This is a genomic window from Mycolicibacterium austroafricanum (assembly GCF_902705885.1).
In the GTDB taxonomy this organism is placed as follows: Bacteria; Actinomycetota; Actinomycetes; order Mycobacteriales; family Mycobacteriaceae; genus Mycobacterium; species Mycobacterium vanbaalenii_A.
Genome location: NZ_CACSIP010000001.1, coordinates 337,494 through 353,875, shown reverse-complemented (window position 1 = coordinate 353,875; position 16,382 = coordinate 337,494). Strand labels below are relative to the sequence as shown.

Annotated in this window: 12 protein-coding genes; 6 read left to right on the top strand and 6 right to left on the bottom strand. The window is 70.1% G+C overall.

Annotated features, from left to right (window positions below; genetic code table 11):
• The 3 genes from BEMPMBAN_RS01780 to BEMPMBAN_RS01770 are packed head-to-tail and all read right to left on the bottom strand — an operon-like array spanning position 1 to position 6,544.
• Complete coding sequence (locus BEMPMBAN_RS01780) at positions 1-1,251, bottom strand: hypothetical protein (protein WP_159228817.1); 1,251 nt, start codon at positions 1,249-1,251, stop codon at positions 1-3.
• The gene (locus BEMPMBAN_RS01775) at positions 1,248-2,594 is read right to left on the bottom strand and encodes a M1 family metallopeptidase (protein ID WP_159228697.1); all 1,347 of its coding nucleotides are present in this window, start codon (positions 2,592-2,594) and stop codon (positions 1,248-1,250) included. Before BEMPMBAN_RS01775 ends, BEMPMBAN_RS01780 begins: the two co-directional genes overlap by 4 nt.
• A complete protein-coding gene (locus BEMPMBAN_RS01770) occupies positions 2,591-6,544 on the bottom strand; it encodes a Pls/PosA family non-ribosomal peptide synthetase (protein WP_159228696.1) in 3,954 nt (1,317 codons plus the stop codon). Before BEMPMBAN_RS01770 ends, BEMPMBAN_RS01775 begins: the two co-directional genes overlap by 4 nt.
• A 232-nt stretch (positions 6,545-6,776) precedes the next feature.
• Between BEMPMBAN_RS01770 and BEMPMBAN_RS01765 the strand changes: the two genes are divergently transcribed.
• Complete coding sequence (locus BEMPMBAN_RS01765) at positions 6,777-7,814, top strand: TerC family protein (protein WP_159228695.1); 1,038 nt, start codon at positions 6,777-6,779, stop codon at positions 7,812-7,814.
• An 8-nt stretch (positions 7,815-7,822) separates the two neighbouring features.
• Here the strand turns inward: BEMPMBAN_RS01765 and alc are convergent, their stop codons facing one another.
• The 3 genes from alc to BEMPMBAN_RS01750 form a co-directional block, all read right to left on the bottom strand.
• The gene (gene alc / locus BEMPMBAN_RS01760) at positions 7,823-8,854 is read right to left on the bottom strand and encodes an allantoicase (RefSeq protein WP_159228694.1); all 1,032 of its coding nucleotides are present in this window, start codon (positions 8,852-8,854) and stop codon (positions 7,823-7,825) included.
• Between the two features lie 34 nt (positions 8,855-8,888).
• Positions 8,889-9,410: a 2-oxo-4-hydroxy-4-carboxy-5-ureidoimidazoline decarboxylase gene (locus tag BEMPMBAN_RS01755; RefSeq protein ID WP_159228693.1), complete on the bottom strand. Its 522-nt coding sequence runs from the start codon at positions 9,408-9,410 to the stop codon at positions 8,889-8,891.
• 92 nt (positions 9,411-9,502) lie between these two features.
• Positions 9,503-9,988: an inorganic diphosphatase gene (locus tag BEMPMBAN_RS01750; protein WP_159228692.1), complete on the bottom strand. Its 486-nt coding sequence runs from the start codon at positions 9,986-9,988 to the stop codon at positions 9,503-9,505.
• Positions 9,989-10,113: 125 nt separating this feature from the next.
• Here BEMPMBAN_RS01750 and dacB point away from each other — a divergent pair, with 125 nt between their 5' ends.
• From dacB to BEMPMBAN_RS01725, 5 genes are read left to right on the top strand one after another with little or no spacing between them, the layout of a single operon-like run.
• A complete protein-coding gene (dacB, locus tag BEMPMBAN_RS01745; RefSeq protein WP_159228691.1) occupies positions 10,114-11,487 on the top strand; it encodes a D-alanyl-D-alanine carboxypeptidase/D-alanyl-D-alanine endopeptidase in 1,374 nt (457 codons plus the stop codon).
• Positions 11,484-12,572 (top strand): Rv3626c family coenzyme F420 biosynthesis-associated protein, encoded by a 1,089-nt coding sequence (locus BEMPMBAN_RS01740; protein WP_159228690.1) that lies wholly within the window; start codon positions 11,484-11,486, stop codon positions 12,570-12,572. Before dacB ends, BEMPMBAN_RS01740 begins: the two co-directional genes overlap by 4 nt.
• Positions 12,551-13,510, top strand: a complete 960-nt coding sequence (gene tilS / locus BEMPMBAN_RS01735; protein ID WP_159228689.1) for a tRNA lysidine(34) synthetase TilS — start codon at positions 12,551-12,553, stop codon at positions 13,508-13,510. The genes BEMPMBAN_RS01740 and tilS overlap by 22 nt, the downstream gene beginning before the upstream one ends.
• A 27-nt stretch (positions 13,511-13,537) precedes the next feature.
• On the top strand, positions 13,538-14,131 hold the full coding sequence (hpt, locus tag BEMPMBAN_RS01730; RefSeq protein WP_159228688.1) for a hypoxanthine phosphoribosyltransferase: 594 nt from the start codon (positions 13,538-13,540) through the stop codon (positions 14,129-14,131).
• Positions 14,132-14,150: 19 nt separating this feature from the next.
• The gene (locus BEMPMBAN_RS01725) at positions 14,151-16,379 is read left to right on the top strand and encodes a molybdopterin-dependent oxidoreductase (RefSeq protein ID WP_159228687.1); all 2,229 of its coding nucleotides are present in this window, start codon (positions 14,151-14,153) and stop codon (positions 16,377-16,379) included.
• Positions 16,380-16,382 lie beyond the last annotated feature (3 nt).

Here is a 16,382-nt window from a genome sequence, read left to right as displayed (position 1 = left end):
CTACCCGGCGGTGTGCAGGCGGGCGAGCGCGCCCAGGTGCACCGCCATCCCCAGCAGTGGCCCGCACAGCAGGGCGATCACCGTGCGCAGCTCCAGTTCCAGCGGCAGCAGCAACAGCAGCGTGGAGGCCACCGTGGCGCTCAGCCAGCCGACCGCATACGCCCGGTGCAACGCGGCGGCGACTGTCGCCGCGCCGGTCAGTGTGAGCAGCGCGATCGCCACCGCAGCAGCCGTGAACCAGGCCAGCAGCGCGCCGTCGGCGAGGTACTCGTCGCCGAAGCCTTCCCGCAGCAGCCAGGGCCCGAACGCCGCCGCGAGCGCGATCCCGACCGCACCCAGCCCACCGACCAGCGCGGCGGGCGCCGCCAGCGCCTTGAGCCGGTGGGTGCGCTGGTCGACGAAATGCGCGATCAGGTTGCCCTGCATGGCCGTCAGCGGCACCAGCAGCGGCGCCCGCGTCAACGTCACCGCGAGGATCACCACGCCGCCCGTCGCGCCGAGGTCGTCACCTGAGGTGGCCTTCAACAGCACCGGAAAGCCCATCACCAGAACCGCGCTGGCGCCGGCGGCGGCGATCGAGTGCCCGGTACCGCGCAGGAACGTCACGGTGTCGACCGAGGTGAGCAGTCGGGCGGCCGCCCTGGTCGTCGGCGAGGTGACGAGCAACAGCAGCCACGCGATCGCACCGGCGACCGTCGCCCACAGATACCCGCCGAGCCCCCAGCCCACCGCGAAGGTGGCCACCGCCACCGCGACCCGCAGCACGGCGTCGGTGACCATCAGGGCGCCGTACTGCGACCACCGGTCCGCCCCGGCGAGCGCGCCGAGCAGCGTGGTGTGCAGACAGAACCCGGCCAGCCCACCGCACAGCAGAACGACGCTGAGCACCCGGTCCTCGACGAAGACGTGCTGTGACCACAGCGGCGCGCTGGCGGCGATCAACACCGCGGCGGTGACCCCGACGCCCGCCCCGATCCGCAACGGGTGGGTGCGCGCCGCGGCCGGATCGGCAGAGGCGGCGGACCGGATCTCCCGGGTGGTCTCCTGCAGCAGTCCGAAGGCCGCGCCGCTGACCAGGCCGAACGCGCCCCAGAACACGCCGAAGACGGAGAACCCCGCCGGCTCGAGATCCCGCGCGGCCAGGTAGAGCACCGCGTATCCACACAGCGCGGTGAGCGCCGTCGCCGCGCCGACGCGGACCACGCTGCTGCGGGTCACCGCGCCGGAGGGCGCCGCCGCCGCGTCTGTCACATCCACCCGTCCAGCGGTGGCACCTTCGGCGAGTACAGCCACGCGGCCCACAGCGCGCGCAACGAATCGTCGCTGTAGCGGGCCGCCAGGTCGGTGAAGTCGTCGGTCACCACGCTGCCGTGCCGGTGGCGGCTCGTCCAATCCTTCAGCAATGCAAAGAAGTCGGCGTCACCGATCTGCTTGCGCAGGGCATGCAGGGTGAGCGCGCCGCGCTTGTACACCCGGTCGTCGAACATGTCGCGCGGACCCGGGTCGGCGAGGACCAGGTCCTGCGCCGAGTTGAGCAACTTCTGGTGGTAGTGCCGGGCGTGCTCGTCTGCGCTGCGTTCTCCGCAGTGTTCGGACCACAGCCACTCCGCGTAGCAGGCGAAGCCCTCGTGTAGCCAGATGTGGCGCCAGCGCTGCACGGTGACGGAGTTCCCGAACCACTGATGTGCCAGTTCGTGCGCGATCAGCCGCTCCGAATTCCGCTGCCCGTCACAGTGGTTGGCGCCGAAGATGGAGATTCCCTGCGCCTCGAGAGGTATCTCGAGATCATCGTCGGTCACCACGACGGTGTATCCGCTCGCCAGGGGATAGGGTCCGAAGAGCTTGACGAACAGCTTCATCATCTGCGACTGGCGGCCGAAGTCGGTGTCGAAGTTCGTGCGCAACCGGTCGGGGAGAACCGCGAAGATCTCGACGCCGTTCTTCGATATCCGCTGCCTGCTGTACGCGCCGATCTGCAGCGTGACCAGATAGGTCGAGGTGGGCTCGGCCTGCTCGTAGCTCCATGTGGTCATCCCGGCGCGGGCCCGCCGGGACAGCGGCTTTCCGTTGGCGATCGCGAAATAATTGCTCTCCGTGCTGATCTGGACCCGGAAGCTGGCCTTGGCGCTGGGGTGGTCGTCGCAGGGGAACCACGACGCCGCGCCGTTGGGTTGCCCCGCGACCAGCGCGCCTTCGGTCAGTTCCTCGAAACCGACTTCGCCCCAATGGGATCGGATCGGGCGCGGGGTGCCTCCGTAGCGCACTGCGATCGTCATCGCCGCACCGGCGGGTAGCCGCTCGGCCAGGGTGACGTGCAGTTTGCCCGCCTGGGTGCGGAACTGCGAGGGTCGCCTGCCGTTCACCGTCACCTTGGACACCGCGAGCGCATCCGACAGGTCGAGGGTGAACGTCGCGAGCTCGGCCAGCGTGACGGCGGTGATGGTGGCCGCTCCCGCGAGCCGGTTGATCGCGACCTTGTACTCGAGTTCGAGCTCGTAGCGCGACACCCGGTAGCCGAAGTTCCCGGAGCCGGGCAGGTACGGGTCGATGACCGGGGTCCCGTTCTTCTTGGCGACCCGCTTGCGTCCGCTCACGCGGCCGCCGGCTTCTTGGGTTTGGGACTCGACGAGTCGCCCTTCTTGCGCGACGGGTTCCAGGACGCGATCGGATTGCCCTGCCAGCGGGTTGACGGCGGAACCACGTCGCCGCGCATCACCAGCGACGCCGGCCCGACGGTGGCCCCTGATCCGATGCGGGCGGCGGGCAACGCCACACAGTGCGGGCCCAGCGTCGCGCCGCGCTCGAGCACGACGGTGTCCATCCGCATGATGCGGTCGTGGAACAGATGGGTCTGCACCACGCAGCCACGGTTGACGGTGGCCCCGTCCTCGAGTGTCACCAGGTCGGCCTCGGGGAGCCAGTAGCTTTCACACCACACCCCCCGTCCGATCTTCGCGCCCAGCGCCCGCAGCCACAGATTCATCACCGGTGTACCCGCTGCTGCACGGGCGAACCAGGGTGCCGCCACCGTTTCTACGAAGGTGTCCGACACCTCATTGCGCCACACGAACGACGACCACAACGGATGTTCGATCGCTGTGATCCTGCCCACCACAAGCCATTTGGCAGCCACCGCGATGCCGCCGGCCACCGCCCCGGCGGCCAGCAGGATCAGCCCGGTGGCCAGTGCGGCCCACACCCAGCCGGCGGTCAGCACCACGGCCTGCGCGGACAGCAGCACGGCCACCCCGATGGCGAAGGTGACGACCACGGGGACCAGCCGGAACGTCTCGACCATGGCGCGCAGCGCCTTCAGCCGCGCGGACGGATGGAACGTCCGCAGCACGTCGGCGGCTGTGGGCCGGCGGCGCAGCCGAACCGGCGGGCTGCCCAGCCACGACGAGCCCGCCTTGGCCTTGTGCGGGGCCGCTGACAGCACCGCGACCAGCCCGTCGTCGGGTACCCGCCGGCCGGGCTGGGTGATACCCGAGTTCCCCAGGAACGCCCGCTTGCCGATGGTGGCCCGGGCGACGTGGATCCAGCCGCCGCCCAGTTCGTAGGACGCGACCATGGTGTCGTCGGCGAGGAACGCGCCGTCCTCGATGACGGTGAACTTGGGGATCAGCAACGCGGTGGAGATCTCGGTGCCGCGGCCGACCTTCGCGCCGAGCAGCCGTAGCCACCAGGGGGTGAGCAGGCTGGCGTAGATCGGGAAGAGGTGATTGCGGGCGGCGTCCATCAGCCGTTCGGTGGCCCACAGCTGCCAGCCCGAGCGGCTGCGGACGGGGTGGTAGCCCTCGTTGAGGCCGAGAGCGAGCAGTCGCACCCCCACCACCGTCAGCGCCGCGTAGGTCAGCAGCGCGGCCAGCGTCGCCGGCACGGTCCACACCATCGCCGGGAGCACCGCCGCGCTCACCGACGCCGTACCGCGAAGCCCCCAGCCGATCACGGCGAGCCCCACCGCCAGCGCAGCCAGCGGAAGCGCACCCAGCAGCACCGACGTGGCGCCGTACATCGCGACCCACATCGGCGCGCTGGGCGGCCGGTGATCCGGCCACGGATGCTTGGCCTTCCCGGACTTGACCGCCGGCGAACCCTTCCAGTACTGCCTGTTCTTCACCTTCCCGACGACGGCGGAGCCGGGCGCCACGTCGGCGTTCTTACCGACCACCGCGCCGGGGAGCAACGTGGTTCTGGCGCCCACCGTCGCGTCGTTGCCGACGGCGACGGGGCCGACATGGAACAGGTCGCCGTCGATCCAGTGGCCGCTCAGGTCGACCTCGGGTTCGATGGAACACCGGTGGCCGAGCGTCAGCATCCCGGTCACCGGCGGCGCCGAGTGCAGGTCCACCCCATTGCCGACCGAGTTGCCCAGCGCGCGTGCGTAGTACACCAGCCACGGCGCACCGGCCATGTTCTCCGCGCCGCTGGCCTCGGCCAGCCGCTCGGCCAGCCACACCCGCAGGTGCACCGACCCGCCGCGACGGTAGGTGCCCGGCGCGAGGTCGCCGATCAGGACCCGCGCCCCGAACACGGCGATGCCCATCCGCCCCAACGGGGTGATGAACAGCAGGAAGCCGGCCACGATCCACCACCAGTCGATCGGCCTGACCCACGGCACCAGCGACAGTGCGGCGGCGATGTTGTTGGCCAGCGCGAGCCAGACCACCCACTGCATGCCGGCCAGCGTCGCCAGCGGCACGGTCGCGGCGATCTGCAGCGCCTGGGTCAGTCGGGGCACCGGCTTCACGTCACGGGTCACCACCGCGGGCGGTGGCGCGAGTTCATCCAGGTATCCCGCCAGTGACCCCAGCCGGGGATGGTCGTAGAGCTCGGCAACGGTCACCTGCGGGTAGCGCTGCCGCAGCGCGGCGATCAGCTGGGCCGCCGACAGCGACCCGCCGCCGAGGGCGAAGAAGTCCGCTTCCGGCCCGTCCACCGGCGCGGCCAGCACGTCACGCCACAGTCCGGCGAGCCAGCCGAGGGTGCCGCCCAGCTCGGGGGCGTCGTCGTCGGTTGCCGAGCCGACCGGCCACGGAAGGGCGTCGCGGTCGACTTTTCCCGACGTGCGGGTGGGCAGTTCGGCGACGACGACCAGCCGGGGCACCAGCGCTGCGGGCAGCGCCTCGGACAGCCGGGCGCGGGCGTCGACGACGTCGAAGGCCTGTTCGGCGCCCGGCGCGACGACGAGGTAACCCACCAGCAGCGGGGTGCCGCTCGCGGTCTTGCGCACCGCCGCGGCAGCGCCGCTGACACCGGGCAGGTTCACCAGCGCGGTGTCCACCTCACCGAGCTCGATGCGCCGACCGCCGACCTTGACCTGGTCGTCCGCGCGTCCCACGAAGTACAGCCCGTCGGATTCCAGCCGCACCAGGTCACCGCTGCGGTAGGCCCGGCTCCAGTGCGAGATCGGGCTTGGATAAGGCAGAGGGGCGTACTTCTCGGCGTCCTTCTCCGGGTCGAGGTAGCGTGCCAGTCCGACTCCGCCGATGACGAGCTCACCGACCTCGCCGATGGGCACCGGCGCACCGTCCTTGTCGACGACCGCCAGATCCCACCCGGGCAGCGGCAGGCCGATGCTCACCCCGCCGCCGGTGCCGTCGAGCCGGGCCGCGCACGCGACGACCGTGGCCTCGGTGGGCCCGTAGGTGTTCCACACCTCACGGCCGACGGAATCAGGACCGGCGGCCAGCCGTTCGACCAGTTCCGGGGGGCAGGCTTCGCCGCCGAAGATCAGCAGCCGCACCGACTCCAGCGCCTCGGCGGGCCACAGCGACGCCAGGGTGGGGACGGTGGAGACGACGGTGATGTCCCGAGACACCAGCCAGGGCCCCAGGTCCATCCCGCTGCGCACCAGCGACCGGGGCGCCGGCACCAGGCACGCGCCGTGCCGCCACGCCAGCCACATCTCCTCGCAGGACGCGTCGAACGCCACCGACAGCCCCGCGAGCACTCGATCGCCGGGACCGATCGGGTTGTCCTGCAAGAACATCCGGGCTTCGGCATCGACGAACGCGGCGGCGTTGCGGTGGGTCACGGCGACACCCTTCGGGGTGCCGGTGGAGCCGGAGGTGAAGATGATCCACGCGTCGTCGCGGCTCAGCGGCGCGGCCGCGCGCCAACCCCGTGACGAACCGGGTCCGCGCACCAGCCCCTTCTCGGTGATCACGGCGACGACGCCGGCTTCGGTGAACACCAACTCGGCGCGCTCGACCGGGTCGTCCGCGTCGACCGGAACGTAGGCCGCGCCGGTCGCCAGCGTCGCGAGGATGGCGACGTAGAGCGCGTAGCTGCCCGACGGCATCCGGATGCCGATGCGGTCACCGCGGCCGATGCCGCGCGCCGCGAGCCACGCGACGCTGTCCTCCACATCGGTGATCAGCTCGGCGTAGGTGAGCTGGATGGCGCCGTCGTCGAGCGCGGTGGCGTCGGGATGACGGGCAGCGGTGTCGTACAGGATGTCGATCAGCGTGCGCGGTTCCGCGGCGGATTCCGACAGCACGAATTGAGAAGGGATCTCGGGGGTTGGATCCGGTGCTGTCACGGGTACAAACTACTAAGCGTCCGGGGTGGCTTCGCGCCGTCGGGCCGCTCCTCATTTCGCGTGTCGGGGAGTCGGCTGGCAGAATCATCGATTTGGAGGGGAGTATTCCTTCGCCGCAGTGTCGTCATCTCGTCGCCCGCCCTCGGACGACCGGTGCCGCGGGCCCGCCAGTGACGCTCACGTCGGCGCGGGTGGAAGAGACCTCCGGCGTTGTCTGACGACCGGAGGTTTGATGAACGTATCTGGACTCGAGTGGGGCATCACCCTCGCTGTGACGATCGGCATTCTGCTGGTCGATGTGCTGATCTTCGGGCGTAGGCCCCACGAGCCGTCACGGCGGGAGACCGGGACCGCGCTGACCTTCTACATCGGCCTGGCGATCGCCTTCGGCCTGTGGACGTGGTTCTTCCACGGCAGCCAGTACGGGCTCGAGTTCTTCGCCGGGTGGCTCACCGAGTACAGCCTGTCGGTGGACAACCTGTTCATCTTCCTGATCATCATGGCCAGCTTCAAGGTGCCGCGGATCTACCAGCAGCAGGCGCTGCTCGTCGGGATCATCCTGGCGCTGATATTCCGTGGCATCTTCATCGCGCTCGGCGCCCTGGCGATCAACCAGTTCTCCTGGGTGTTCTACCTCTTCGGCGCGTTCCTGGTGTACACCGCCATCAAGCTCGTCCGGGACACCGAGCACGACGACGACGCCGACAACTCCGTGGTCCGGTTCGCTCAGCGGCACTTGAAGTTCACCGACCAGTGGGACGGCCTGAAGCTGTGGGTCAAGGAAAACGGAAGTCGCGTGATGACGCCGATGTTCCTGGTCATCGTCGCGCTGGGCACCACCGATCTGCTGTTCGCGCTGGACTCCATTCCGGCGATCTACGGTCTGACCCGCGAGCCCTACCTGGTGTTCACCGCCAACGTGTTCGCGCTGATGGGCCTGCGGCAGCTGTACTTCCTGTTGGGTGACCTGCTCAAGCGGCTGGTGTACCTGTCGCAGGGGCTGGCGTTCATCCTCGGCTTCATCGGCGTGAAACTGCTGCTGCACGCGCTGCACGAGAACGAGCTCCCGTTCATCAACGGTGGCGAGCCCGTGCCGGTGCCGGAGATCCCGACGCTGGCCAGCCTGGGCGTGATCATCGTCACGCTTCTGATCACCACCGCGGCGAGCCTGTACAAGACCCGGGTGCACGATGTCCGCAAGAACGGGGCCCCGACGAAGGTGCAGCCGGCCGACCTGACCACCGATCCGCAGGACGATCCCTCGCGCTGAGGGAAGGGCTAGGCTGCGGCGTCCCAGCGCTCGTTGACCCGCCGCAGCCCCTCCGGGGTCAGCCGCCCGAACAGCCGCAGCCGCGCCATCCCGCCGTCGGGGTAGATGTCCAGCCGGGCGTCGGTGACGGCGCGGTCGGAGTCGACAAGGAAGCGGTGCCTGGTGTCGGGCTGCAGTTGGGTCTGCGGCAGCAGGTCGAACCACTCCCCGTCTCCGTCGCGGCCCTGCAACCGGGCGGAACCCGGGGCGTTGCCGATGAAGTACGACGTGTCCAGTTCGGCCGCGGTGAGCACGCCCTGGCCGGCCAGACGCACCTGCACCCAGTCGTTGCCGCTGTCACGCCGCCGGGAGGTCTCCCAGCCCTCACCCATGGTCCTGGCCGCGCCGGGCAGCAACAGATTGTTGGGGGAGCTGTAGAACATGTTGGAGCAACCGGTGATCCGGCCGCCGTTGTCCAGCGCCGCCAGGTCCAGTGGGAGCTCGGTGAAGCGGGGGTCCAGCAGCCCTTCGCCGTGCACCCGCAGGCGGGCGACCCCGCCGTCGGGATAGATGCACAACCGCACATGGGTCCAGCGCTTCGGCGAGTCGACTGCGCACGGGTTGCGGGTGTCCCCGTTGACAGGGTGACGCGCCACGATCGTCGTCCACTCGACTTTCTCGGCCAGCTCCTGCGCGGTCGGATACCCGTCCACGAACGCGGCCTCGACCGCGACCTCGGGCGGATAGTTTCCGGTGAACCACGCCGTGTCCACCACGACCCCGCGGATGATGCCGGGCACCCCGAGACGGACGATCACAGAATCGTGCGAATCGGCGGTGGCGCCGCGGCGCCTGCGGGTCTCCCAACCGTCGTAGACCTGCCCCTTGTGGCCGAAGGTCGCCGGCCGGTGCTCGGCCGGGCCCGGCTTGATCAGGTTCTCCTTCTCGGCGAACACGTCGTCGTTGGCCCACAGCACCGCCCCACCGGCGGACCTCGCGGCGAGGTCGGGCAGCGACAGGAAATGGGAGTGACCCGGAGTTCTGGTCGGCGAACTGCTCACTCTCCGACCCTATTGGAGGGCTGGACGCCGGTTCTCACCAGTTGTCGTAGCCGCCTTCGGGACCGAGCATCCGCTCCAGCCGGGTGCGGTTGATCCGGGCCAGCTCGTTTCGGACCACCTTGCGCTCGGTGTCGTGGTCGTTGTGCAACCGGTCGCGCAGCGCGGCGAGCACGTCTTCGGCGCGGTAGCCGTTGATGAACATCACGAACCCGAAGCCGAAGTGCCGCAGGTAGGACTTCGACGCCGCTGCCAGCTCGGCCATCATCTCGGGGCGTTCGTCGGTGATGGCGCACTGTTCGGCCTGGGACTTCTCGCTGCCCGGCCGCCGGCCGACGTCCGGGTAGGCCTCCAGGATGGAGTCGATGGACTCCTCGCTGAGCCCGAACAGCAGCGAGTCGGCACAGCGGTACAGCTGGTCGTAGCTGTCGAAGGGACGTGAGCGTGCCAGGTCGGCGGCCAGCGGGACGCTGTAGCAGCACTCGTAGACGGCGTGGACGGCGCGACGCAATGGCATCGCGTTGAAGGCGTCCAGCCCGAGTCCCTGATGCAACAGCACAAGGCCATGATCGAAGGCCGAAGGGACGGCTGCGTTACGCCGTGTTACGGCCACGCAAAATCCCGCAGTGACATCGGTCTCGCACGGGCCGGTCAGTGACCTTCGGCCTTGAACCTCTCGATGGAGCGGTTGACCTCGGCCTCGGCCTCTTCGCGACCCACCCAGTCGGCTGCCTTGACGAACTTGCCCGGCTCGAGGTCCTTGTAGTGCACGAAGAAGTGTTTGATGGCGTCCAGCTCGAACTCCGAGACGTCGCCGATGTCGGTGATGTGGTCCCACCGGGGATCGGCGAGCACGCAGAGCACCTTGTCGTCGCCGCCCTTCTCGTCGGTCATCCGGAACATGCCGACGGGGCGGGCCTCGACGATGCAGCCCGGGAACACCGGCTCGGGGAGCAATACCAGCGCGTCGAGCGGATCCCCGTCCTCACCGAGGGTGTCCTCGATGTAGCCGTAGTCCGTCGGGTAACCCATCGCCGTGAACAGATAGCGGTCCAGCTTCACCTTGCCGCTGTCATGGTCCACCTCATACTTGTTGCGCGACCCCTTCTGGATCTCGATGAGGACGTCGAACTGCACGGTGGGGACTCCTTCAGATCAGGGTCGGATCAAGGGCCGTCTGCTGACGACGCGGGTTAACAGTAAACGAGCGATACCCTGCACTACAGGGGTGGCTCGGGTAGTCGTTCGAGAGCAGGAGAAACATGCGTCCCACTCGGTGGCGGCGGTCCACCCACGTGGTGGTCGGGGTGGCGGTGCTGGCGCTGGTCGCGGTGCTGGTGGCGGCCGCCGCGCTGCTCACCCGGCCGACGTCCGACCAGCAGGCCGCCGAACCGGCGCCGGCGCCCGCGTCCGCTGCGCCGGCAGTCGTTCCCGTCTCCGAATCTGCGCACGTCCCGACACCCGACGGCCTTGCCGCGGCCCTGGCCCCGGCGCTGGCCGACCCGAACCTGGGCAGGTTCACCGGCCGCATCACCGACGCGCTGACCGGCAGGCAGTTGTGGGAGCAGGGCGCCGATGTGCCGATGCAACCCGCGTCGGCGAACAAGCTCCTGACCGCCGCGGCGGCGCTGCTGACGCTGAACCGCGACGACCGGCTGACCACGCGGGTGCTCGCAGGGGACCGGCGCGGGGTGGTGGTGCTGGTCGGCGGTGGGGACCAGACACTGTCGGCTGCGCCGCGCGGCGAGGACACCTGGTACCGGGATGCGGCGCGCATCGTCGATCTGGCCGATCAGGTGCGCCGCAGCGGCACCGCCGCCACCGCCGTGGAGGTCGATGTCAGCGCCTACAGCGGTCCGACGATGGCGACCGGCTGGGACCCGCTGGACATCGACGGCGGCGACATCGCGCCAATCGAGTCGGTGATGCTCGACGCCGGACGGACCCAGCCGGTGAGCGTGGAATCGCGGCGGTCCAAGACCCCCGCGCTGGACGCTGGCCGTGCGCTGGCCGTGGCGCTGCGCATCGACCCGGCCAAGGTCACGGTGCGGTCCACGGCGGCGCGGGGAACCGAGATCGCCTCGGTTCAGTCGCCGCCGCTGATGCACCGGTTGCGCGACATGGTGAACCAGTCGGACAACGTCATGGCGGAGTCGATCGGGCGCGAGGTCGCCGCCGCGTTGAACCGGCCCCAGAGTTTCGACGGGGCCGCTCGCGCGGTGATCGGCACGCTGGAGGACGCCGGCATCAACACCACCGGCGCCCGGCTGTTCGACTCGAGCGGTCTGTCCGTCGACGACAGGTTGACCGCGAGCACTCTCGACGAGGTGATCAACGTGGCGGCCGGGGACACCGAGCCGACCCTGCGGCCGTTGGTCGACCTGCTGCCGATCGCCGGAGGCAGCGGCACGCTGTCCAACCGCTATCTCGACACCGAGGAGGGCCGGGAGGCCGCGGGGTATCTGCGCGCCAAGACCGGTTCGCTGACCGGGACCAACTCGCTGGCCGGAATCGTCACCGACGAGAGTGGGCGGGTGCTGACCTTCGCGCTGCTGTCCAACGACGCCGGTCCGACCGGCCGCACCGCGCTCGACGCCTTCGCGGCGGCGCTGCGCTCCTGCGGATGCCACACATGAGCCCGTCGGGCAGGTCCGGGTTCGCCGTCGGACGGGCCGTCGACTGGAACCTGGCCGCCACGCTCGGGGGCAAGCTGGCGCGCCCGGAACCCGCGGCCACCGACTACACGCGCAGGCAGGCGGTCGAACAGCTCACCGAATCGGCGCGGCTGTCCGAACTCCCGGTGCGCGAGGTGACCGGTCTGATCGAGGGCGGTGAGATCCCGGAGGCCCGAATCGTCGACCGGCCCCAGTGGATTCGTGCCGCGGCACACTCGATGCGGGCGATGACCGGGGGCGGCGACGAGCGCGATGCGTCGGGTAAGCCGCCGGCGATCACCGGCCGCATCGCCGGCGCCCAGACCGGGGCGGTGCTGGCGTTCGTGTCCTCAGGCATTCTCGGCCAGTTCGATCCGTTCGCCGGCGACTCGGAAGGCCGCGGCGGCGAACTGCTGCTGGTGTATCCCAACGTGATCGCCGTCGAGCGCCAACTCCGGGTGAAGCCTGCGGACTTCCGGATGTGGGTGTGTCTGCACGAGGTCACCCACCGGGTGCAGTTCCGGGCCAATCCCTGGTTGGCCGATCACATGACGGGCGCCCTCGCTGTGCTGACCGAGGACGCCGGCGAGGATGTCACCCAGGTCGTCGGCCGGCTGGCCGGGTATCTTCGCGACCGTCGCGCAGGCTCGAAATCCGATGATTCGCAATCCAATTCGGGCGGCATTCTGGGCCTGCTCCGCGCGGTGCAGTCCGAGCCGCAGCAGAAGGCACTCGACCGGCTACTGGTGCTGGGGACGCTGCTGGAGGGTCATGCCGAACACGTCATGGATGCCGTCGGGCCCGCGGTGGTGCCGACGGTCGCCACGATCAGGCGCCGGTTCGACGATCGCAGGCAGCGCAAGCAGCCGCCGCTGCAGCGGTTGATGAGGGCGCTGCTGGGAATCGATGCGAAGATGAACCAATACACCAGGGGCAAGGCCTTCGTCGACGAGGTGGTGTCCACGGTGGGCATGCGGCGCTTCAACACGATTTGGACCGACGCCGAGACCCTGCCACTGCCAAGCGAAATCGATGAGCCACGGCGATGGATCGACCGGGTGCTGTAGCCGAGCTGCGCGCGGTGGTCACCCGCTTCGCCCGTGACCATGCCGCAGGCCTCGACCGATGGTGCGTGGCGCTGTCGGGTGGACCGGACTCACTGGCGTTGGCGGCCGTTGCGGCCACGGCGATGCCGACCACCGCGTTGATCGTCGACCACGGCCTGCAGGTCGGCTCCGCCGCCGTCGCCGCCGACGCCCGGGATCACGCTCTCGCTGTGGGATGTGTTGATGCCCAAGTGCTTTCGGTTGTAGTCGGCAGTGAGGGCGGGCCCGAGGCCGCGGCCCGGTCGGCCCGGTACCGCGCGCTGGACCAAGCGCGCGCCGGTGCGCCGGTGCTGTTGGCGCACACGCTCGACGACCAGGCCGAGACGGTGCTGCTCGGGTTGGGCCGGGGGTCGGGGGCCCGGTCGATCGCCGGTATGCGGTCCCACGACCCGCCGTGGTTCCGGCCGCTTCTCGGGGTGCGACGGGAGCTGACCCACCGTGCGTGCGCGGAGCTGGGGCTGGCGCCGTGGCAGGACCCGCACAACGTCGACCGGCGGTTCACCAGGGTCCGGCTGCGCACCGAGGTGCTGCCGCTGCTCGAGGACGTCCTCGGCGGCGGCGTGGCCGAGGCCCTCGCGCGTACCGCGACGGCACTGCGGGAGGACACCGAGGCACTCGACGCGATGGCGGACCGCGTTCTCGACGGAATCGGCGACGGCGGCCTTGCGGTCAGCGTGCTCACCCCGCTGCCGGGCGCGGTCCGGCGCAGGGTCATCAGGGGCTGGCTGCTCGCCGGTGGGGCGGTCGGGCTGACCGACACCCAGATCCGCGCCGTCGACGCGCTGGTGATCGCGTGGCGGGGTCAGGGCGGGGTGGCGGTGCCAGGGGCGACACCCCGGACGCGGCTGTTCGCCGGTCGCCGAGACGAAGTGCTGATGTTGTACCGAGAACCGGTGTGAGACGCCGCGGCGCGGCACGGCTACTCTGTGGGCGTGCCTGCGCATACGGCGGAGTTGTACCCCGGGGACATCAAGTCGGTGTTGCTGTCGGAAGAACAGATCCGGACCAAGACCGCTGAACTCGGCGCGTTGATCGGCGCCGACTACCGCGACGCCGCCTCCGGGCCCGACGGGCGAGACCTGCTTCTCATCACCGTGCTCAAGGGCGCGGTCATGTTCGTCACCGATCTGGCCCGGGCAATCCCGGTGCCCACCCAGCTGGAGTTCATGGCCGTCAGCTCCTACGGGTCGTCCACGTCGTCGTCGGGCGTGGTGCGCATCCTCAAGGATCTCGATCGCGACATCAACGACCGTGACGTGCTGATCGTCGAGGACATCGTGGACTCCGGCCTGACGCTGTCGTGGCTGCTGCGCAACCTGGCGACCAGACGCCCGCGGTCGCTGCGGGTGTGCACGCTGCTACGCAAGCTCGAGGCTGTTCGGGCCGACGTCGCGATCGAGTACGTCGGCTTCGACATCCCGAACGAATTCGTCGTCGGATACGGGCTCGACTATGCCGAGCGCTACCGCGACCTGCCCTACATCGGCACTCTCGACCCCAGGGTGTACGAGGACCACTAGCGCGGCGCAGAATGCGGTGATGACCGACACAGCGCTGCGAATCTGCCCGTTCTGTGAGGCGACCTGCGGTTTGACGCTGACCATCGACGCCGGCCGGGTGGTCGGTGCGCGAGGTGACCACGACGACGTGTTCAGTGCGGGCTACATCTGTCCCAAGGGCGCCAGTTTCGCCGAACTCGACAACGACCCCGACCGGTTGAGGGCACCGCTGGTACGGCGGGACGGCGCGCTGACCGAAGCCACCTGGGACGAGGCGTTCGCCGCCGTCGCCGCCGGCCTCGGCGGCGTGGTCCGGGACCACGGTGGCGGCTCGGTGGGGGTGTACCTCGGCAACCCGAACGCGCACACCGTCGCCGGCGCGCTGTACCCGCCGCTGATCATCCGCGGCCTGGGAACCCATCAGGTCTACTCCGCGAGCACGTTGGACCAGATGCCCAAACACGTTGCGCTGGGGCTGATGTTCGGCAGTCCGGTCGCGTTCACGGTCCCGGACCTGGACCGTACCGACTATCTGGTGATCATCGGGGCGAACCCGCTGGTGTCCAACGGCAGCCTGGCCACCGCCGCCGACTTCGGCGGCAAGCTGCGCAGGATGCGCAAGCGCGGCGGCAGGCTCGTCGTCATCGACCCGGCCCGCACCCGGACCGCCGAGCTCGCCGACCGGCACCTGGCGCCGCGGCCCGGCACCGACGCCGCGCTGCTGTTCGCGATCGTGCACGTGCTCTTCGACGAGGACCTGGTCTCGCTGGGCGCTCTCGCCGACCACGTCGCCGGGGTGGACGAGGTCCGGGAACTCGCCCGCGATTTCCCGCCGGAGACCGTCGCTGCGCACTGTGGCCTCGTGGCCGACGAGATCCGCACGCTGGCACGGGAGATCGCCGCCGCTCCCGCCGCGGCCGTCTACGGCCGGATGGGTACGTCGACCGTCGAGTTCGGCACCGTGGGCAGCTGGCTGGTCGACGTCGTCAACGTCTTGACCGGAAACCTGGACCGACCCGGAGGGGCGATGTTTCCGCTGTCACCCGTCGCGCCGGCGCCCCGGGGGCCCAGGCCGGGCCGGGGCTTCCGAACCGGCCGCTGGCACAGCCGGGTCTCCGGCCGGCCCGAGGTGCTCTCCGAACTGCCCGTCGCGGTGCTGGCCGAAGAGATCGAGACCGCCGGCGAGGGGCAGATCAAGGCGATGATCACCGTCGCGGGCAATCCGGTGCTGTCCGCTCCGGACGGCGACCGGCTCGACCGCGCACTGGCCGGCGTCGGGTTCATGGTGAGCGTCGACCCGTATCTCAACGAGACCACCCGCCACGCCGACGTCATCCTTCCGCCCCCGCCGCCGTCGCACAGCCCACACTTCGACTTCGCGCTGAACAACCTCGCGGTGCGCAACAATGCGCGCTACTCGCCGCCGGCGCTTCCGTTACTGGGCCGTCCCGACGAAGCCGAGATCCTGGCGCGGATCGCGTTGGTCCTCTACGGAATCGGCGTCGACGGCGACCCGCGGATCGTCGACGAACAGGTCATCGCCGCCACCCTGGCCAAGGAGACCGCCGACGTGGGCTCGCCCGTCGCGGGCCGCGCGGTCGACGAGCTGACCGCGATGCTCGACGACGGCCCCGGCTATGAGCGCCGACTCGACATGATGCTTCGGCTCGGCGCCTACGGCGACGCGTTCGGCGCCCGACCCGACGGTCTGACGTTGACGCGGCTCAGATCGGCGCCCCATGGAATCGACCTGGGGCCGCTGCAGCCGCGGCTGCCGGACCTGCTGCGCACCCCGTCGGGTCTGATCGAGCTGGCACCGCCACAGCTGATCGCCGATGCCGCGCGGTTGCGTGACTCACTCGGGCACCGCGGCGGCGGATACGTGCTGATCGGCCGGCGGCACCTGCGCTCGAACAACAGCTGGATGCACAACCTGCCCGCGCTGGCCGGAGGCACGAACACCTGCACGCTGCGGATGCACCCCGACGACGCCGCCGACCTGGGAGTGTCGGACACCGCGGTGGTCAAGGGGCCCGGCGGGGAACTGGTGGTGCCCGTGGAGCTGACCGAGGACATCCGTCGCGGCGTGCTGTCGCTGCCGCACGGCTGGGGCCACGACCGCATCGGCACCGGGCAGACGCTGGCGGCCCGGCACCCCGGGGTGAACGCCAATCAGCTCAACGACGGATCGGTGCTGGACCCGCTCTCGGGCACCGCGGTGCTCAACGGCATCCCCGTGGTCGTCACAGTCGCAGGCACTCCCGCATGACGC

Excerpts from the sequence above, each read along its gene's own strand:
- BEMPMBAN_RS01765 (WP_159228695.1), top strand. The coding sequence starts at position 6,777 with ATGAACGTATCTGGACTCGAGTGGGGCATCACCCTCGCTGTGACGATC.
- dacB (WP_159228691.1), top strand. The coding sequence starts at position 10,114 with ATGCGTCCCACTCGGTGGCGGCGGTCCACCCACGTGGTGGTCGGGGTG.
- BEMPMBAN_RS01740 (WP_159228690.1), top strand. The coding sequence starts at position 11,484 with ATGAGCCCGTCGGGCAGGTCCGGGTTCGCCGTCGGACGGGCCGTCGAC.
- tilS (WP_159228689.1), top strand. The coding sequence starts at position 12,551 with ATGGATCGACCGGGTGCTGTAGCCGAGCTGCGCGCGGTGGTCACCCGC.
- BEMPMBAN_RS01725 (WP_159228687.1), top strand. The coding sequence starts at position 14,151 with ATGACCGACACAGCGCTGCGAATCTGCCCGTTCTGTGAGGCGACCTGC.